Below are 16,383 nucleotides of genomic sequence, written 5' to 3' on the forward strand. Positions count from 1 at the left end.
ACAATCCTTAAAACCTGACATTTAAATCGAAAGCGAGGGAGATATTCCGCTCACGTTTACCGTCATAGGGGCGTTTATCCCAAATCAGCATCACCCCGCCATCTACGACGTTGTTCCATTTAAGCCGTTGTCCGTATCCCACCTGGACGATAGCGCCTGCATCTTCACCTTGCTGCCAGTAGCCACCTACGCCTGCCAGACCTTGCTGCGTCCAGACGGTATCATAGTGGCGGTAAAGAACCTGCTCTGCGCTCAGGCCAGGGACAACCGAAAAATCACTCTTCGGGTTGTAATACGGAACATTTTCTTTGGTGTTGGTGCTCCCGCCAATGCCCGGCGTAAAGTCCAGCGTGAAGCGAGGCGTGGTCCACATGCGCTCTTTTCCGCTGACTCCGTATTCGATGCGATCGTTACCGTCCGAGAAATGTGATGCGGCAAACGACAGTTGATATTCACGTCGTTCGTTTTGATACCAGCGAACGAACATATCGCCGCCGTTGGCATACACACCACTACGCAGCGCGCGCAACGGGGTGTTGCGAGAGAGGCGCTCAGCCGAACCACCAACGCGCCAGTTGTCATTGAAGTCATGCCAGCCGGATAGACGCCCACCAATCTTCTGACCATCGCCATAATTTCGGCCAGACACTTCCATTTCCGCCCAGTAATCACGGGAAGTCCATTCTGCACCCGCCGCCAGATCGCGGCTGATGCCCTTCCCTTCCTCAAATTCACCGGTAGCGAAGTTGAATCCGGTAAACAGTCGCCAGTTGTCATTAATCGGCGGACTGTAAATAGCCGTGTTGATGTTAAAGTCATTCTTACCGCTGACCGGGCTATCGGACGAGATCCCCTGCGTACCGCTAATGCGCACTTCCGACATTTTGTGGACATCGCGAATACGCGCGAGGCGCAGCGTCGCTTCATCATCCGGACTACGGGCAATAACGTCATCCGTCAGTTCATCGGCCTGCTTCCATTCCTGGAGATCCAGCGCAACGTAAGCCTGCTGGCGCTCCAACTCCAGGTTGCTTGGCTCAATTACTTCCGCCAGCTTAAGCTCTTTCTCCGCCGCATGCGGCAATCCACGCGCTTCAAGCACAGAGGCATAGGAAATGCGCAGTCCCTGGTTACCGGAGCCAGTTCGTGCCAGATGCTCTGCAAGCTTTTCCGCCTCCGGCAGTTCATTAGCAGCGATATGATATTGCGTCAGCAGCGACTGTCCGAGCAGCCAGTTATCGTTAGGCTGCGGCGTTGGCGAGCCATAGATACGCCGCAGATACGGACTCTCTTTGATCAGATCATCGACTTGTTTTTTCGCAGCATCGAAGTTTTCATTATCAATGTGCGCGTAGAACAGATCTTGTTGATCCTCAGGACTGAGCGGCGTGACCGGGATAGGTCCATTCGGGTAGTAGATGCTCGCCAGCATCGCTTCGGTTTTTTCCGGCTGACGTTCGCTTAACCATGCTGATGCCACCCAGCGTTTTGCATAGTTTGGTACTTCGCCGCTCGCAGAAAGGGACTCATATTCCTCGATTACTTCGGCAGTACGCTTACGCACCAACAGGGCACCCATACGGTCAATTCTCGCCCGGCGGACATCATTCTGCGCAGACGACTCATCTTTCCAGGCCGCCAGCAACTGGTCATAACGGGCCAGCGCTTTATCCGCTACGATAAAACGTTCTTCTTCATTACGTGCGGACGTATAAGAGGATCGGACCATTTCAGCTGCCGCATCAAGCTCAAGGCGGCGCTTCACCGGATCAGCCGTGGGAACGACCTCCGACATATTTAAAGCGGGTCCGGAAACACGGTTCGCCGACAGCGCAGACAGCAGCGTGGATTTTGCATTTTTGTTGCCTGGATCGACGTCATCCGCCTGGCTGGCAACCAACAGTGCATCCCAGTTTTTCCCCTGAGAATGATATACGTAGGCAAGCAGTGCGTCGGAATCTGCGCCCGGATGAGCCTGCGCCCATTTATTCGCTTCAGTAAGGGCTTGCTGATTGTAGCGCGCATCCGCCAACGTCATTATCCAGCCGGTGCGTACATCCACGTTATCAGGTTCTTCCTGTAAAACGCTTTCCCACACCGCCAATGAATCATTCCAGTTTTTCTGGTTACGATACGCACGTGCTGCGGCGACTTTGCCCCGCGCAGGCACATCCATCTGCCCACGATACCGCTGCCAGATTTCAATTGTTGTTTTATCGTTGTTCTCAACCCAACCAGAAACTTGCAGCCAGTCGGCAACCTGATTTGGCGTTAGCGCACTTTTCTTTCCCTGATCCTCAAGGTAGCGCAATAGCGGCGCACTATTCCCCCCCCGCGCCTCAATAACCAAAGCATCATAATCTGATACCGCAGCAGAGATTTGCATAGGGAAAAGAATGCTTGCTGTAAATAAACAGCTTACAGACTTAAAACGTTTAATGAAGTTGGCATGTCGACGCATACTGAACATATCTGCCCTTATATCTTACATCAGAGTAAAAATAAGCGTTTTCAATAAGTTAAGGTAAATCCTTGACGATTGTCGACCATGTAAGATGCACTGCCGCTTATTTCGTAATAGGGTTATGAAGCAATTAATTCTTTCGTCTTATTGACTACCCTCACCGCGCCCTCTAATCGTTGGACAGGAGGCATAAACTCGGGAATTTTATCACTCCATGTAGTTCGTGGCTACGTAATAAGAAAAGTCTTAGGCAAAAAAGTATTTTAGACTAAATAATCCTAATACTCTTGGGATTGAATTCTGGATTTAAACAAAGTTTGCCCGGTGACATCATGTGACGATGCTTACTATTGCTGGTCAGCATAGCTACACCGCGCAACTGTTTGCATGGTAACTATTTTGAGAGGGGAATAGAGAAAAATCTGATAATAGGCTCTCTGCTAACAACAAAATATAACTTAATTTTTGGGGTTCAAACAGGGCCAATGAAATGAAAATAAAGGTACAGGCGCAGGAGGAATTAGATACAGCAACAACACATTGAAATAAAACAACTTTATTCATCAATTTTCGAAACCTACCATAATTGGTATTTGGATACACGTTCGAAGATGTGCACGAATAATTGTGTATTACTCTACGCGTTAATGTATTTACCAACCTTGCGTATTATTGACAACATCAACCACAAGCAATTATTTCACCTTACAATATGCAAGCCTATTTGCATTGCAAGCAACTGATAGAAGCATAACTTTTTGCACTTACCTTCCCCTCAGTCTTTCAGGTAATCTGGGCAAAGACGCCAATGGGAGCTGGTCAATGAAAATCGTTAACGCAGAAGAAAAGCACATCCCCGCCATACGCGATATCTATGCTCATCATGTTCTTCACGGTACCGGCAGCTTTGAATCCGACCCGCCAGATGCACACGAGATGCTTGCTCGTCTGGAAAAAATCCGCAGCCTCGGGCTGCCGTGGGTCGTCGCTCTGCAGGAAGATAAGGTCATCGGGTATTGCTACCTCACCCGCTACCGCGAGCGCTATGCCTACCGCTATACCCTTGAGGATTCGATTTATATTGCTCCAACGGCTCAGCGTCAGGGTGTAGGAAAAGCATTACTGCGTCATGTGATTAGCTGGGCTGAAGCGCAGGGCTATCGGCAACTGATTGCCATCGTCGGCGACAGCAATAATCAGGGATCGTTAAAAGTCCATCAACAAGCCGGATTTACGGAAATCGGCACACTGAATAACATTGGCTTCAAACATGGGCTATGGCTCGACACGGTATTGCTACAACGTAATCTGGGTGAAGGTAACAGCACGCTGCCACCGGATTCCGGTGTCGCTATTTAACATTTATAAAGAATAACTACAGGGAGAGAGTTTTGGAGCGGGCGAAGGGAATCGAACCCTCGTATAGAGCTTGGGAAGCTCTCGTTCTACCATTGAACTACGCCCGCATTGAAGTGCGTAAGGGATTATAAACCTTACGCTCTTCTTGGCAAGGGACTAACCGACTGACTGGCGATTAATTCACCGTCAGCATTTTGGCTTACTCCCCTGTGGCGGCAAATAACGCAGCGGATCGATAGCCGTCGCCCGGTAGCGGATTTGGAAATGCAGGCGCACCGTAGTCGCATCCGAGCTGCCCATCGTCGCGATCTTCTGACCGGCCTTCACGTTTTGACCGTTGTTCACCAGCATGGTGTCATTATGCGCATACGCAGTGATGTAGTCCTCACTGTGCTTAATCATGATGAGATTACCATAGCCCCGCAGCTGATTACCGACGTAAACCACCTTCCCGGCGCCGGCGGCATAAATCGGTGTGCCGCGCGCAGCAGAGATATCAATGCCCTTATTGCCGCCGTCCGCGGTTGAATAAGGCAGGATCACCTTACCGCTGGCAGGCCACTGCCAGCAACGTTGCCCTACTGGCGGCCAGGACGACTGCGGCACAGAAGAAGATGGTCTGACCGCCGCCGTTTTGGTTGAGGATTTCTTGGTTGTTTTGCCAGATCCAGAACTGGTTTTCGCGCCGCCGCTGACCTTCAGCTTTTGCCCAACTTCAATGGTATAGGGCGGTGAAATATTATTCAGGCGGGCAATCTCTTTCACGCTGGTCCCGGTAGCGCGCGAAATACGGTATAGCGTATCTCCCCGCTTCACGGTATACACGGAGCCGGAATAACTTCCTGTATCAGACGATTTGCTCCCGGAACACCCTGCTAACAGCAGACCGACACACAGCAACATCACGATACCCAGGCCATTTTTCTTCAGGCGTCCTGCACTCAAAACAATACCTCGCAACATTTTCAGACGCTTTATCATAGCAGCCAGAAACCGGATGCCAAATCATATCGCGCAACGAACCGTCTGCTCTGGCATTTCACACCCTCTGTTAATTAATCTGACTTAATTAAGCATATAATATGGGTGCTTAAGATTGATGGTGGACGCTATGCGACAGGAACATGTCATTTTATTGAATGAGCAGGACCAACCCTGCGGAACGCTGGAAAAGTATGCGGCGCATACCGCCACAACACCCCTTCATTCCGCTTTCTCGTGCTGGATATTTAACGAGCAGGGCCAACTGCTGGTCACCCGCCGCTCGCTGCACAAAAAAGCCTGGCCAGGCGTCTGGACCAACTCTGTCTGCGGTCACCCGCAGTTGGGTGAAACCAACGAAGCCGCTATTGTCCGCCGGGCTCGCTTCGAACTGGGTGCAGACATTGACGCACTCAGCCCCGTATACGCTGACTTTCGTTATCGCGCCACGGACCCAAGTGGAATTGTGGAAAACGAAGTATGCCCGGTTTATGCCGCACATATCGTCAGTGAGCTACAGCTAAACCCAGATGAAGTGATGGATTGCCAGTGGAGCAATCTTGAGGATGTCTTAAGCGGGATTGACGCGGCGCCGTGGGCTTTTAGCCCGTGGATGGTAATGCAGGTTGCAGACAAAGAAGCGCGTGCGCTGTTGCGGAATTACTGCCAACAAATAATTGCCTGATGGCGATACGCTTGTCTGGCCTACATAACGAATCGTAGGCCGGATAAGGCGTCAGCCGCCATCCGGCATTTTACATCTTACTTAACCGGGCGCATCGCCGGGAACAGGATCACGTCGCGGATGGTGTGGCTGTTGGTGAACAGCATAACCATACGGTCAATACCAATGCCCAAACCCGCAGTCGGCGGCAGACCGTGTTCCAGAGCGGTAACGTAGTCTTCGTCGTAGAACATTGCTTCGTCATCACCCGCATCTTTGGCGTTAACCTGATCCTGGAAACGCTGAGCCTGATCTTCTGCATCGTTCAGCTCGCTGAAACCGTTACCGATTTCACGTCCGCCGATGAAGAATTCGAAGCGATCGGTGATTTCCGGGTTTTCGTCATTACGACGCGCCAGCGGAGAAACTTCTGCCGGGTACTCGGTAATGAAGGTCGGTTGAATCAGGTGCGCTTCAGCAACTTCTTCAAAGATCTCGGTCACGATACGACCCAGACCCCAGCTCTTCTCAACTTTGATGCCGATAGATTCAGCAATCGCTTTTGCAGAGTCGAAGTTATCCAGATCGGCCATGTTGGTTTCCGGACGGTATTTCTGAATCGCTTCACGCATGGTCAGTTTTTCGAACGGCTTACCGAAGTCGAAGACTTCTTCACCGTAAGGCACTTCAGTCGTTCCCAGAACGTTCTGCGCCAGCGTACGGAACAGTGATTCGGTCAGTTCGATCAGATCTTTGTAATCCGCATAAGCCATGTAGAGTTCCATCATGGTGAACTCTGGGTTATGGCGAACAGAGATGCCTTCGTTACGGAAGTTACGGTTAATTTCGAATACGCGTTCGAAGCCGCCAACCACCAGACGCTTGAGGTACAGTTCCGGCGCGATACGCAGGTACATGTCCAGATCCAGCGCGTTATGATGAGTGATAAACGGACGCGCTGCCGCACCGCCTGGGATCACCTGCATCATCGGGGTTTCTACTTCCATAAAACCACGAGCAACCATGAACTGACGGATGCCAGCCATAATCTGTGAACGCACTTTAAAGGTATTGCGGGATTCATCGTTAGAGATGAGATCCAGGTAACGTTGACGATAGCGCGCTTCCTGATCCTGCAGACCGTGGAATTTGTCCGGCAGCGGACGCAGCGCTTTGGTCAGCAGACGCAGTTCGGTGCAGTGGATAGACAACTCACCGGTCTTGGTCTTGAACAACTTACCTTTCGCGCCGAGGATATCGCCCAGATCCCATTTCTTGAACTGCTCGTTGTAGACGCCTTCCGGCAGGTCGTCGCGAGCTACGTACAGCTGAATACGGCCGCCAACGTCCTGCAGCGTAACGAATGATGCTTTACCCATAATACGACGGGTCATCATACGGCCAGCAACGGATACCTCAATGTTCAGCGCTTCCAGCTCTTCGTTTTCTTTTGCGTCGAAGTCAGCATGCAGTTGGTCTGAGGTATGATCGCGACGGAAATCGTTCGGGAACGGGATCCCCTGCTCACGCAGGCTCGCCAGCTTCTCACGGCGCGTTTTCAGTTCATTGTTAAGGTCGGCTACCGCGTCAGCGCCCTGTACGTGTTGTTCAGACATGTTGGTTCCTCATAACCCTGCTTTCAAACTTGCTTCGATAAATTGATCCAGGCTGCCATCCAGCACCGCCTGCGTGTTACGGGTTTCAACCCCGGTACGCAGATCTTTGATGCGGGAGTCATCAAGGACATAAGAACGAATCTGGCTACCCCAGCCGATATCTGACTTGGTGTCTTCCATCGCCTGTTTCTCGGCATTCTTCTTCTGCATTTCCAGTTCATAAAGCTTCGCTTTCATCTGCTTCATGGCCTGGTCTTTGTTCTTGTGCTGGGAACGGTCGTTCTGACACTGCGTCACAATCCCTGTCGGGATGTGGGTAATACGCACCGCAGATTCCGTACGGTTAACGTGCTGACCACCCGCACCGGAGGCACGGTAAACGTCAATACGCAGGTCCGCCGGGTTGATATCGATATCAATATCATCATCAACTTCCGGATAAACAAACGCAGAACTGAACGACGTATGGCGACGTCCGCCGGAGTCAAACGGACTCTTACGAACCAGACGGTGTACGCCGGTTTCAGTACGCAGCCAACCGTATGCATATTCGCCAGCAATTCTGATGGTCACGGATTTAATACCCGCCACTTCACCTTCAGATTCTTCAATAATTTCAGTCTTAAAGCCGCGCGCTTCAGCCCAACGCAGATACATACGCATCAGCATGCTTGCCCAGTCCTGCGCTTCTGTACCGCCAGAACCAGCCTGAATATCGAGATAGCAATCTGCGCTGTCATATTCACCGGAGAACATACGACGGAATTCCAGCTGGGCCAGCTTATCTTCCAGCGTATCGAGTTCTGCTACGGCTTCGTTAAAGGTTTCTTCGTCGTCGGCTTCTACAGCCAGCTCCAGCAGGCCGGAGACATCTTCCAGGCCCTGACTCATCTGATCGAGCGTATCGACGATGGCCTCAAGAGAAGAACGCTCTTTACCCAGCGCCTGCGCGCGTTCGGGTTCGTTCCATACGTCCGGCTGTTCCAGCTCGGCGTTTACTTCTTCCAGACGCTCTTTCTTGGCATCATAGTCAAAGATACCCCCTAAGAACGTCAGAGCGCTCCGTGAGGTCCTGAATGCGGTTATTTACCGGATTAATTTCAAACATTGTCTGATTTCTTTTATTGGACTAGTCAAAATGCGGTGATAAGAGCGGGATTGTAACTAATCCACGCCCTTTTTTATAGCGATTAGTGACGCTAAAGTGGCCAGATATTGTCGATTATAATCTGCAAACTACGGTTGCCGCGAAACTCATTAATATCCAGTTTGTAGGCAAGTTGAACTTCGCGCACGCCGTTGTCCGGCCAGCAGGTGGTATCGACGTTAAACGCAATGCCGTCCAGCAGTGGACCACCGCCTACAGGCTCGACCATTACCTTCAGATGACGCTCACCGACCAGACGCTGCTGCAGCAAACGGAAATGCCCGTCAAACAGCGGTTCCGGGAACATTTGCCCCCACGGTCCGGCATCGCGCAGCATTTGTGCGACCTCCATGGTCATCTCCGCTGCGCTCAGTGGGCCATCCGACACCACTTCACCTTGCAGTAAGGCGGGATCCAGCCACTCGGTTACCAGTTCGCCAAAACGCTGCTGGAAACGCTCAAACTGCGCCTCTTCAAGCGATAACCCCGCCGCCATGGCGTGACCGCCAAACTTGAGGATCATGCCCGGATGAAGGGTGTCCAGGCGCTCCAGCGCATCGCGCATGTGCAGCCCCTGAATCGAACGTCCGGAGCCTTTTAGCGTACCGTCACCTGCCGGGGCAAACGCTATCACCGGGCGATGGAAGCGCTCTTTAATACGCGATGCCAGAATCCCCACCACGCCCTGGTGCCACTCGGGATGATACATCGCCAGACCGCCCGGTAGCGTATCGCTACTGCGCTCCAGCTTTTCACACAGGGTCAGTGCTTCGGCCTGCATACCCTGCTCGATCTCTTTGCGCGTCTGGTTGAGTGCGTCCAGCTCATTGGCCAGCACGCGCGCTTCACCAATGTTGTCGCACAGCAACAGCGCTACGCCAACGGACATATCGTCCAGACGCCCCGCCGCATTCAACCTTGGTCCCAGGGCAAAACCTAAATCACTGGCAGCCAATTTGAGGGGGTCGCGATTGGAAATCTCCAGCAGCGCTTTAATACCAGGGCGACACTTTCCGGCGCGGATACGGCTTAAGCCTTGCCACGTCAGAATGCGGTTGTTGGCATCCAGCGGAACCACGTCAGCCACCGTGCCAAGTGCAACCAGATCGAGCAAATCCGCCAGGTTCGGTGGAGCAATGCCTCGTTCATCAAACCAGCCTTTATCACGCAGGAAAGTACGCAGCGCCAGCATCAGATAGAAGGCTACACCAACGCCTGCCAGCGATTTCGACGGAAACTCACAGTCGTGCAGGTTAGGATTGATGATCGCTTCAGCACCCGGCAGCGTATCCCCTGGCAGGTGGTGATCGGTCACAACGACCGGAATCCCCAACGTTCTGGCATGTTCGACACCCGCGTGAGACGAGATGCCGTTGTCTACTGTGACAATCAGCTGCGCGCCCCGGGCATGGGCCTGATCAACGACTTCCGGGCTTAAGCCATAGCCGTCTTCAAAACGATTGGGCACCAGGTAGTCAACGTTACTGCAGCCCAACGCGCGCATCGCCAGGATGCTTAGTGCCGTGCTGGTCGCGCCGTCAGCATCGAAATCGCCGACAACGATGATGCGAGTTCCCGCACGAAAGGCGTTGTAGAGGATCTCAACCGCCTTTTCGACACCGTTTAAATGCTGCCACGGCAGCATTCCTTTCACGCTACGCTCAAGTTCCTGCGCGCTACGCACGCCGCGACTGGCGTATAAACGGCGCAGCAGTGGCGGCAAGTCTGCAGGTAGCTCGACGGTCTCGTCGGCTTCACGCCGACGAAGTTGTATCTGTTGTTTCACGCGAATTATTTACCGCTGGTCTGTTTTGCATGTGCGTCGAGGAATTCTTTCATCTCTTTCGGGCCCTGATAACCAGGTACGACATAGCCATTGCTCAGCACAATCGCCGGTGTACCGCTGACGCCAAACTGTACGCCCAGCGCATAGTGGTTAGCGATATCCACATCACAGGTCGCCGGTTTTACGTCCTTGCCAGTCATCGCGTCGTCAAAGGCTTTGTTTTTGTCCTTCGCACACCAGATAGACTTCATGTCCTGCTCAGCCTGGCTGTCCAGCCCCTGACGTGGGAAGGCAAGATAACGTACGGTGATCCCCAACGCATTGTAATCTTTCATCTCTTCATGCAGCTTGTGGCAGTAACCACAAGTGATGTCGGTGAAAACGGTAATGACGTGTTTTTCCTGCGGCGCTTTGTAGATGATCATCTCTTTTTCCAGCGCGTTCAGATGCTTCATTAGCAACTGGTTGGTGACATTTACCGGACTTGCGCCGCTCACGTCGTACATCGGTCCCTGAATAATATGTTTACCATCTTCGGTAACGTACAGCACGCCGCTATTGGTCAGTACGGTTTTCATGCCCGCAACCGGAGCTGGTTGAATCTCGGTGCTCTGCACACCCAGCTTTGTTAATGACTGGCGAATTGCCGCGTCGTCTGCATGTACCATGCCGGAAAACGCCGTCGCCAGCAGGGTGAACATCATAAAACGTTTTTTCATAGCCTATCCTATCCTGTCAGCACTCACGCTCGCGGGTGATGCTGTTGATGTAGTTGCCGCAAGCGCTCCGTTGCGACATGAGTATAAATTTGCGTTGTCGAGAGATCGCTATGCCCCAGTAGCATCTGCACCACGCGCAGGTCTGCGCCATGGTTGAGCAGATGCGTGGCAAACGCGTGCCGCAGGACATGCGGTGACAGCTTTTCGCTGTCGATTCCCGCCAACACAGCATAGTGTTTGATACGATGCCAAAAGGTCTGACGGGTCATCTGTTGCGCCCGCTGACTGGGAAACAGCACATCAATCGATACGCCGTTGAGCAACCATGGACGCCCATGCTCCAGGTATGTCTCCAGCCAGTACACTGCCTCCTCACCCAACGGAACAAGGCGCTCTTTGTTACCTTTACCAATCACCCGTACCACGCCCTGACGCAGGCTGACGTCACTCATCGTCAGCCCTACCAGTTCAGACACGCGCAGGCCCGTTGCATACAGCACTTCCAGCATGGCTTTGTCGCGTAGCTCCAGCGGTTGCTCAATAAGCGGCGCTTGTAGCAGCCGCTCAACCTGCGCTTCGCTGAGATCTTTAGGCAGGCGCTGCGGAAGTTTAGGTGATGCAAGCGAGGCGCTGGGGTCATCTTCGCGATATTTTTCGCGATACAGATGCTGAAAAAAACGTCGCGTCGCACTGAGCAAACGTGCGGAACTGGTGGCTTTATAACCCCCATCCATCCGCTCAGCCAGCAGGGCTTGCAGATCATCACTTTGCGCGGTCGCAAGCGAAGCGCCGCGGTGATGTAACCATTCCACAAGCATGGTCAAATCGCGACGATACGCACTTAATGTGTTTTCCGCCAGATTTCGTTCCAGCCACAGGGCATCAAGAAACTGCTCGATGCGCGCCAGATCCTGTTCCACTCGCGCCCCTTATTCCACTCTCATTTTTGATGCATTATGCCTCATTGTGCCGAGAATGCGGCGATTCTGTTACACTACCCGCAACGCTACAGCAGAATTGAGATGTTTACGTCATGAACATGGGTCTTTTTTACGGTTCCAGCACCTGCTACACCGAAATGGCAGCAGAGAAAATCCGCGATATCCTGGGTCCCGAACTGGTGACACTACACAACCTCAAAGACGATTCCCCGACTCTAATGGAGCAGTATGACGTGCTCATTTTGGGTATTCCAACCTGGGATTTCGGTGAAATTCAGGAGGACTGGGAAGCGGTCTGGGAGCAACTGGACGACCTCAACCTGGAAGGCAAGATTGTCGCGCTTTACGGTATGGGCGATCAGTTGGGATACGGCGAATGGTTCCTGGATGCGCTGGGTATGCTGCACGATAAACTGATCACCAAAGGTGTAAAGTTTGTCGGCTACTGGCCCACCGAAGGCTACGAATTCACCAGCGATAAACCCGTCATTGCTGATGGACAACTGTTTGTTGGCCTGGCGCTGGATGAGACGAACCAGTACGATCTCAGCGATGAACGCATTCAGGCCTGGTGCGAGCAAATTCTTGGGGAAATGGCCGAGCACTGGTCCTGATAACCGGTTTGCCGGATGACGGTGTAAATGCCTTATCCGGCCTGTATGATGCACCTAACTGTAGGCCTTCAAGCTGCACGCCATAAGGCATGTGTCATGCGTTACCCTTGCTTCGCCTTTTGCAGCATCAACCGCCGTAAATCCCGCCACTCTGCATCATCCATACTGTCTGCTGCCAGCCACAAATGTTGACGTTTTCCGGCATCAGAACGCAAACGCAGCATCATGCCAGTTTTAACCATCCAGGGGGCGCTAACGATAGACCACTCTTGCCCTTGCCAGCGCAGACGGCCATCCATCAACAGCCGAATCTCACCCTGACAGGCGTTGATTCGACGCTGACTGCGAACGCTATCGAACACCACCAGAGAGAGCAAAACCAGCCATAATGGGGTGTAGCTCAATGGCCAGGGCATCAATAAAATAAACACCGCGACCAGTCCATGAATTAGCAGTGAAAGCCACTGCGCGCGCCATGATACGCGTAAATCAGATTGCCACTGGACCACGTTCCCGATTCCGTGTCTGGATAAGTCGCACCATCTGCTCCAGCTCTGCATCAGCTGGTTTCCCATGATTCATCAACCAGTTAAATAAATCTGGATCATCACATTCTAGCAGACGGATAAAGATACGTTTTTCTTCGTCACTTAAGCTGTCATATTCATGTTCGAAAAACGGCATGATCGAGATGTCCAGCTCGCGCATACCGCGGCGGCATGCCCAATGAATACGTGCTTTGTTGTTAATATCCATGTTCTTCTCCCTGTCTCGCGAAAACGAAGTATCCCGCTATTGTAACGTGTTTTTCCCGCTCTTTTACGGGAATATCAGTAAACTGAAGCTCGCTCGCTAAATAAAACCTTATTAAGCCAAAGGATTCACCATTTTTGGATGTCTCCTCGCAAAGCGCAATATATGGCACAAATAGCCTGTTTAAACCGCTTGCAATGGGCCATAGCTCTTTTACCATTAGTCATTATCACAGCGTTAAGCAAATCAGGACATTATTATGGCTTTTACATCTTTTCCTCCTCGCCAGCCTTTTGCGTCAACGCGTTTACCTCTGACGCTAATGACGCTCGATGACTGGGCGCTCGCCACCATCACCGGTGTCGACAGTGAGAAGTATATTCAGGGTCAGGTCACGGCGGATGTCAGCCAGATGGCCGAGCATCAGCACGTTCTTGCAGCTCATTGTGATGCCAAAGGTAAAATGTGGAGCAACCTGCGCCTGTTCCGCCACGGCGACGGTTTTGCATGGCTTGAGCGCCGTAGCCTGCGCGATGCGCAGCTTACCGAACTGAAAAAATACGCGGTCTTCTCGAAGGTGGTGATCGCCCCAGACGACGAGCGCGTCCTGCTGGGCGTAGCGGGATTCCAGGCACGCGCGGCGCTGGCCAATCTCTTTAGCGAATTACCGAACAGTGATAAGCAGGTCATTACCGAAGGTGCCTCCACGGTATTGTGGTTCGAACACCCTGCCGAACGTTTTCTGCTGATCGTTGATGCCACCACAGCAGAAACCTTGGTTGAAAAGCTGCGTGGCGAAGCTGAGTTAAATAACAGCCAGCAGTGGCTGGCGCTGGATATCGAAGCGGGTATCCCCGTTATTGATACAGCCAACAGTGCACAGTTTATTCCACAGGCTACCAATCTGCAGGCTCTGGGCGGGATCAGCTTTAAAAAAGGCTGCTACACCGGTCAGGAAATGGTTGCTCGTGCAAAATTCCGTGGAGCCAATAAACGCGCCATGTGGACTTTAGCGGGCGCCGCCGGTCGAGTACCGGAAGCTGGCGAAGACCTTGAATTAAAAATGGGCGAGAACTGGCGTCGTACCGGTACCGTACTTGCCGCAGTACAACTGGCCGATGGTCAGGTACTGGTGCAGGTTGTGATGAATAACGACATGGAGGCCGACAGCGTGTTCCGCGTTCGTGACGACGCAAAAACGCTGCATATCGTACCGCTGCCATATTCGTTAGAAGAAGAGTAATTAGTAGGCCTGATAAGCGCAGCGCCATCTCGCAATTCGGCACAAGTCGCCGGATTGCGGCGTTGCCTTGTCCGGTCTACAAAATACAGCCCGGGCGAGGCGTTTACGCCGCCCCAGGGATTACACTGAATCTATGCGTGTTATCCCACATACAGATAGATCGCCAGGAAGTGGCAAACGCTGCCGCCCAGCACAAAGCCGTGCCAGATCGCATGGTTGTAAGGAATACGCTTACAGACGTAGAAAATTACGCCCAGCGAATACACCACACCGCCAACAGCCAGCAACGTCACGCCTCCCGCCGCCAACTTAACCGCCAGTTGATACACAACAATCAGCGAAAGCCAGCCCATCGTCAGGTAGGTTACCAGTGACAGAACCTTAAACCGGTGCGCAATGGTTAGTTTGAATAAAATACCGATCAGCGCCAGGCTCCAGATAACAATCATCAGCCCACGTGCCAGCGGCGAATCAAGCCCCACCAGCAGAAATGGCGTATAGGTCCCGGCAATCAGCAGATAAATCGCACAGTGGTCGAATTTTTTCAGCCAGACTTTCGCTCTCTGATGGGGGATCGCGTGATACAAAGTTGAGGCGAGGAACAGCAGGATCATGCTGCCGCCGTACAGGCTATAGCTGGTGATCGCCATAGCGCTGGCATTGGTATCCACTGCCTGGACCAGCAATAACACCAGTCCGACAATCCCAAACACCAGCCCGATACCGTGACTGATGCTGTTGGCTATTTCCTCTGCCAGCGAATATCCCTGCGCGATTAATGGCTTCTGAACCATAACTTACTCCCGAGAAACGAACACTATCGTGATTGCTCCTCTAGCGTAACTGAGAATGGTTCCAGTGAACACCTGTTAGCTAAAATAATTACCAGATAAATATTTATCAATAAAAATCATGGTGTTAGTTTTTAAATTTCAGCTAACATGCGTACCATTAAAATCAAAGACATTTAAAATCAATCACATAAAATTGCGTCTGATTCGGGTAAATCTCGGCAATCACATGTTTAAGTTCTTCAAGCGTCATGTTTTCCTGCTGGGCATGTTTATCCGTCAGCGTATCCAGCGTGACGGTTGAGGTGGCAACAACCTCAATCGTGCAGAAGTAACCGTCATCTTCGAAGCGCCCAACCCGTAAAATGTCCCCGGCTTTAAAGTGTGATTCGGACTCGTCACGAATGGTGATGGTCTTGCGTCCGGCCAGTATGTCATCCTGGAAACGCTGAAAAAAAGTGATGTCATTTGGCTGCATGTTATTATTCCCTGTAGATGAAGTCTGATGAGTGAGTTTTGCCATTGTGAGTATGTTCTCCCACGCTGCCATCGCCAGTCTCAACAATCTTGAGATGCTGGTCTATAACTATGTCATCAAAAACCGTGACAAAGTCATGTACATGACCATTCGCGAACTGGCCGATGCCGTGGGTGTTTCCACTACCACCGTACTGCGCTTTTGCCGCAAGCTTAAGTGTGAAGGTTACTCAGAATTTCGCGTGCGCTTCAAATTATATTTAGAGCAGAATGAACCGCAACAGGCTAATTTCGGTGCCAGCGAAATTATCAGCTTCTTTAAAGGCGTTAATAACGATGAGTTCGATAATCTGCTCGATCGGGCTGTTGATATTATATTATCTTCTGAGCGTATTATATTCGTTGGAGCGGGAACATCCGGAGCCTTAGCAAAATATGGTGCACGTTTTTTCTCAAACGTCGGAAAATTCAGTAATCACATTGATGACCCTTATTTCCCAGTAACGAATGATATGGCCAGAAACGCGCTGGCGATCGTGCTTTCCGTTTCCGGTGAAACAGAAGAGATCCTGCGCTTTGCCAGCCAGTTCAGCCTGCATAACTGTAAGGTCCTGTCTGTCACCAGTCATGAACATTCGCGTCTGGCCAAATTGGCTGACTTTAATCTCTCCTGGCACGTTCCACAGACGCGCATTGCCGGGGTATACGATATAACCACGCAGATCCCTGTTATTTATATTCTGGAATCACTCGGCCGCAAGTTGGCGAAAAGAATAGCGTAAAAAAACAATCTGTTTTTTGGATGTAACAAATCACATTAGCGCTATT

At 51.7% G+C, this 16,383-nt stretch carries 16 protein-coding genes and 1 tRNA gene; 5 read left to right on the top strand and 12 right to left on the bottom strand.

The features are described from left to right. Positions 1 to 7: 7 nt before the first annotated feature. Positions 8 to 2,470: a poly-beta-1,6 N-acetyl-D-glucosamine export porin PgaA gene (gene pgaA / locus BZK41_RS14785; protein WP_079938626.1), complete on the bottom strand. Its 2,463-nt coding sequence runs from the start codon at positions 2,468 to 2,470 to the stop codon at positions 8 to 10. 816 nt (positions 2,471 to 3,286) lie between these two features. Between pgaA and BZK41_RS14790 the strand changes: the two genes are divergently transcribed. After that, positions 3,287 to 3,823: a GNAT family N-acetyltransferase gene (locus BZK41_RS14790; protein WP_079938627.1), complete on the top strand. Its 537-nt coding sequence runs from the start codon at positions 3,287 to 3,289 to the stop codon at positions 3,821 to 3,823. A gap of 33 nt (positions 3,824 to 3,856) precedes the next feature. On the opposite strand, the gene BZK41_RS14795 is transcribed toward BZK41_RS14790, so the two are convergent. Further along, positions 3,857 to 3,930, bottom strand: a tRNA-Gly gene (locus BZK41_RS14795). Positions 3,931 to 4,009: 79 nt separating this feature from the next. Beyond that, the gene (actS, locus tag BZK41_RS14800; RefSeq protein WP_003026902.1) at positions 4,010 to 4,768 is read right to left on the bottom strand and encodes an amidase activator ActS; all 759 of its coding nucleotides are present in this window, start codon (positions 4,766 to 4,768) and stop codon (positions 4,010 to 4,012) included. Positions 4,769 to 4,934: 166 nt separating this feature from the next. Here actS and idi point away from each other — a divergent pair, with 166 nt between their 5' ends. After that, positions 4,935 to 5,489, top strand: coding sequence for an isopentenyl-diphosphate Delta-isomerase (idi, locus tag BZK41_RS14805; RefSeq protein WP_079938628.1), 555 nt, complete (start codon positions 4,935 to 4,937; stop codon positions 5,487 to 5,489). 77 nt (positions 5,490 to 5,566) lie between these two features. On the opposite strand, the gene lysS is transcribed toward idi, so the two are convergent. The 5 genes from lysS to xerD all read right to left on the bottom strand — a co-directional run bounded on the left by lysS (position 5,567) and on the right by xerD (position 11,656). Then, positions 5,567 to 7,084 carry a lysine--tRNA ligase gene (gene lysS, locus BZK41_RS14810; protein ID WP_003026911.1) on the bottom strand — a complete coding sequence of 506 codons (1,518 nt, stop codon included), beginning with the start codon at positions 7,082 to 7,084 and terminating at the stop codon, positions 5,567 to 5,569. Between the two features lie 9 nt (positions 7,085 to 7,093). Then, positions 7,094 to 8,192, bottom strand: a protein-coding gene (gene prfB / locus BZK41_RS14815) for a peptide chain release factor 2 (protein WP_096878465.1) whose coding sequence is annotated in 2 segments (ribosomal slippage) — positions 7,094 to 8,116 and positions 8,118 to 8,192 — 1,098 coding nt in all. Because the reading frame shifts where the segments join, the coding sequence is not laid out codon by codon here. Between the two features lie 91 nt (positions 8,193 to 8,283). Then, a complete protein-coding gene (gene recJ / locus BZK41_RS14820) occupies positions 8,284 to 10,017 on the bottom strand; it encodes a single-stranded-DNA-specific exonuclease RecJ (RefSeq protein ID WP_079938629.1) in 1,734 nt (577 codons plus the stop codon). 5 nt (positions 10,018 to 10,022) lie between these two features. Beyond that, the gene (gene dsbC / locus BZK41_RS14825; RefSeq protein WP_079938630.1) at positions 10,023 to 10,736 is read right to left on the bottom strand and encodes a bifunctional protein-disulfide isomerase/oxidoreductase DsbC; all 714 of its coding nucleotides are present in this window, start codon (positions 10,734 to 10,736) and stop codon (positions 10,023 to 10,025) included. A gap of 23 nt (positions 10,737 to 10,759) precedes the next feature. Beyond that, positions 10,760 to 11,656: a site-specific tyrosine recombinase XerD gene (gene xerD, locus BZK41_RS14830; RefSeq protein ID WP_003825519.1), complete on the bottom strand. Its 897-nt coding sequence runs from the start codon at positions 11,654 to 11,656 to the stop codon at positions 10,760 to 10,762. A gap of 113 nt (positions 11,657 to 11,769) precedes the next feature. On the opposite strand from xerD, the gene fldB reads away from it, so the two are divergent. Next, the gene (gene fldB / locus BZK41_RS14835; protein WP_003026933.1) at positions 11,770 to 12,291 is read left to right on the top strand and encodes a flavodoxin FldB; all 522 of its coding nucleotides are present in this window, start codon (positions 11,770 to 11,772) and stop codon (positions 12,289 to 12,291) included. Between the two features lie 101 nt (positions 12,292 to 12,392). Here the strand turns inward: fldB and BZK41_RS14840 are convergent, their stop codons facing one another. Together BZK41_RS14840 and sdhE are read right to left on the bottom strand one after the other, a co-directional pair. Beyond that, positions 12,393 to 12,800 (bottom strand): protein YgfX, encoded by a 408-nt coding sequence (locus BZK41_RS14840; RefSeq protein WP_003825515.1) that lies wholly within the window; start codon positions 12,798 to 12,800, stop codon positions 12,393 to 12,395. Continuing rightward, the gene (gene sdhE / locus BZK41_RS14845; RefSeq protein WP_003026938.1) at positions 12,781 to 13,047 is read right to left on the bottom strand and encodes an FAD assembly factor SdhE; all 267 of its coding nucleotides are present in this window, start codon (positions 13,045 to 13,047) and stop codon (positions 12,781 to 12,783) included. Before sdhE ends, BZK41_RS14840 begins: the two co-directional genes overlap by 20 nt. A gap of 256 nt (positions 13,048 to 13,303) precedes the next feature. On the opposite strand from sdhE, the gene ygfZ reads away from it, so the two are divergent. Then, a complete protein-coding gene (ygfZ, locus tag BZK41_RS14855; protein ID WP_079938631.1) occupies positions 13,304 to 14,287 on the top strand; it encodes a tRNA-modifying protein YgfZ in 984 nt (327 codons plus the stop codon). 140 nt (positions 14,288 to 14,427) lie between these two features. Here the strand turns inward: ygfZ and BZK41_RS14860 are convergent, their stop codons facing one another. Both BZK41_RS14860 and yqfB read right to left on the bottom strand, forming a co-directional pair. Beyond that, positions 14,428 to 15,081, bottom strand: coding sequence for a hemolysin III family protein (locus tag BZK41_RS14860; protein ID WP_003825509.1), 654 nt, complete (start codon positions 15,079 to 15,081; stop codon positions 14,428 to 14,430). A gap of 163 nt (positions 15,082 to 15,244) precedes the next feature. Continuing rightward, a complete protein-coding gene (yqfB, locus tag BZK41_RS14865; RefSeq protein ID WP_079938632.1) occupies positions 15,245 to 15,556 on the bottom strand; it encodes a N(4)-acetylcytidine aminohydrolase in 312 nt (103 codons plus the stop codon). A 52-nt stretch (positions 15,557 to 15,608) separates the two neighbouring features. Here yqfB and BZK41_RS14870 point away from each other — a divergent pair, with 52 nt between their 5' ends. Then, positions 15,609 to 16,337, top strand: a complete 729-nt coding sequence (locus BZK41_RS14870; RefSeq protein ID WP_079938691.1) for a MurR/RpiR family transcriptional regulator — start codon at positions 15,609 to 15,611, stop codon at positions 16,335 to 16,337. The last annotated feature ends 46 nt before the right edge of the window (positions 16,338 to 16,383 follow it).

The organism is Citrobacter sp. A316 (assembly GCF_002042945.1).
GTDB classification, from domain to species: domain Bacteria; phylum Pseudomonadota; class Gammaproteobacteria; order Enterobacterales; family Enterobacteriaceae; genus Citrobacter; species Citrobacter portucalensis.

Bases quoted from the DNA above. Each gene is read 5' to 3' on its own strand.
- pgaA (WP_079938626.1), bottom strand. From the start codon at position 2,470: ATGTTCAGTATGCGTCGACATGCCAACTTCATTAAACGTTTTAAGTCT.
- BZK41_RS14790 (WP_079938627.1), top strand. From the start codon at position 3,287: ATGAAAATCGTTAACGCAGAAGAAAAGCACATCCCCGCCATACGCGAT.
- idi (WP_079938628.1), top strand. From the start codon at position 4,935: ATGCGACAGGAACATGTCATTTTATTGAATGAGCAGGACCAACCCTGC.
- lysS (WP_003026911.1), bottom strand. From the start codon at position 7,084: ATGTCTGAACAACACGTACAGGGCGCTGACGCGGTAGCCGACCTTAAC.
- dsbC (WP_079938630.1), bottom strand. From the start codon at position 10,736: ATGAAAAAACGTTTTATGATGTTCACCCTGCTGGCGACGGCGTTTTCC.
- fldB (WP_003026933.1), top strand. From the start codon at position 11,770: ATGAACATGGGTCTTTTTTACGGTTCCAGCACCTGCTACACCGAAATG.
- sdhE (WP_003026938.1), bottom strand. From the start codon at position 13,047: ATGGATATTAACAACAAAGCACGTATTCATTGGGCATGCCGCCGCGGT.
- ygfZ (WP_079938631.1), top strand. From the start codon at position 13,304: ATGGCTTTTACATCTTTTCCTCCTCGCCAGCCTTTTGCGTCAACGCGT.
- BZK41_RS14860 (WP_003825509.1), bottom strand. From the start codon at position 15,081: ATGGTTCAGAAGCCATTAATCGCGCAGGGATATTCGCTGGCAGAGGAA.
- yqfB (WP_079938632.1), bottom strand. From the start codon at position 15,556: ATGCAGCCAAATGACATCACTTTTTTTCAGCGTTTCCAGGATGACATA.
- BZK41_RS14870 (WP_079938691.1), top strand. From the start codon at position 15,609: ATGTTCTCCCACGCTGCCATCGCCAGTCTCAACAATCTTGAGATGCTG.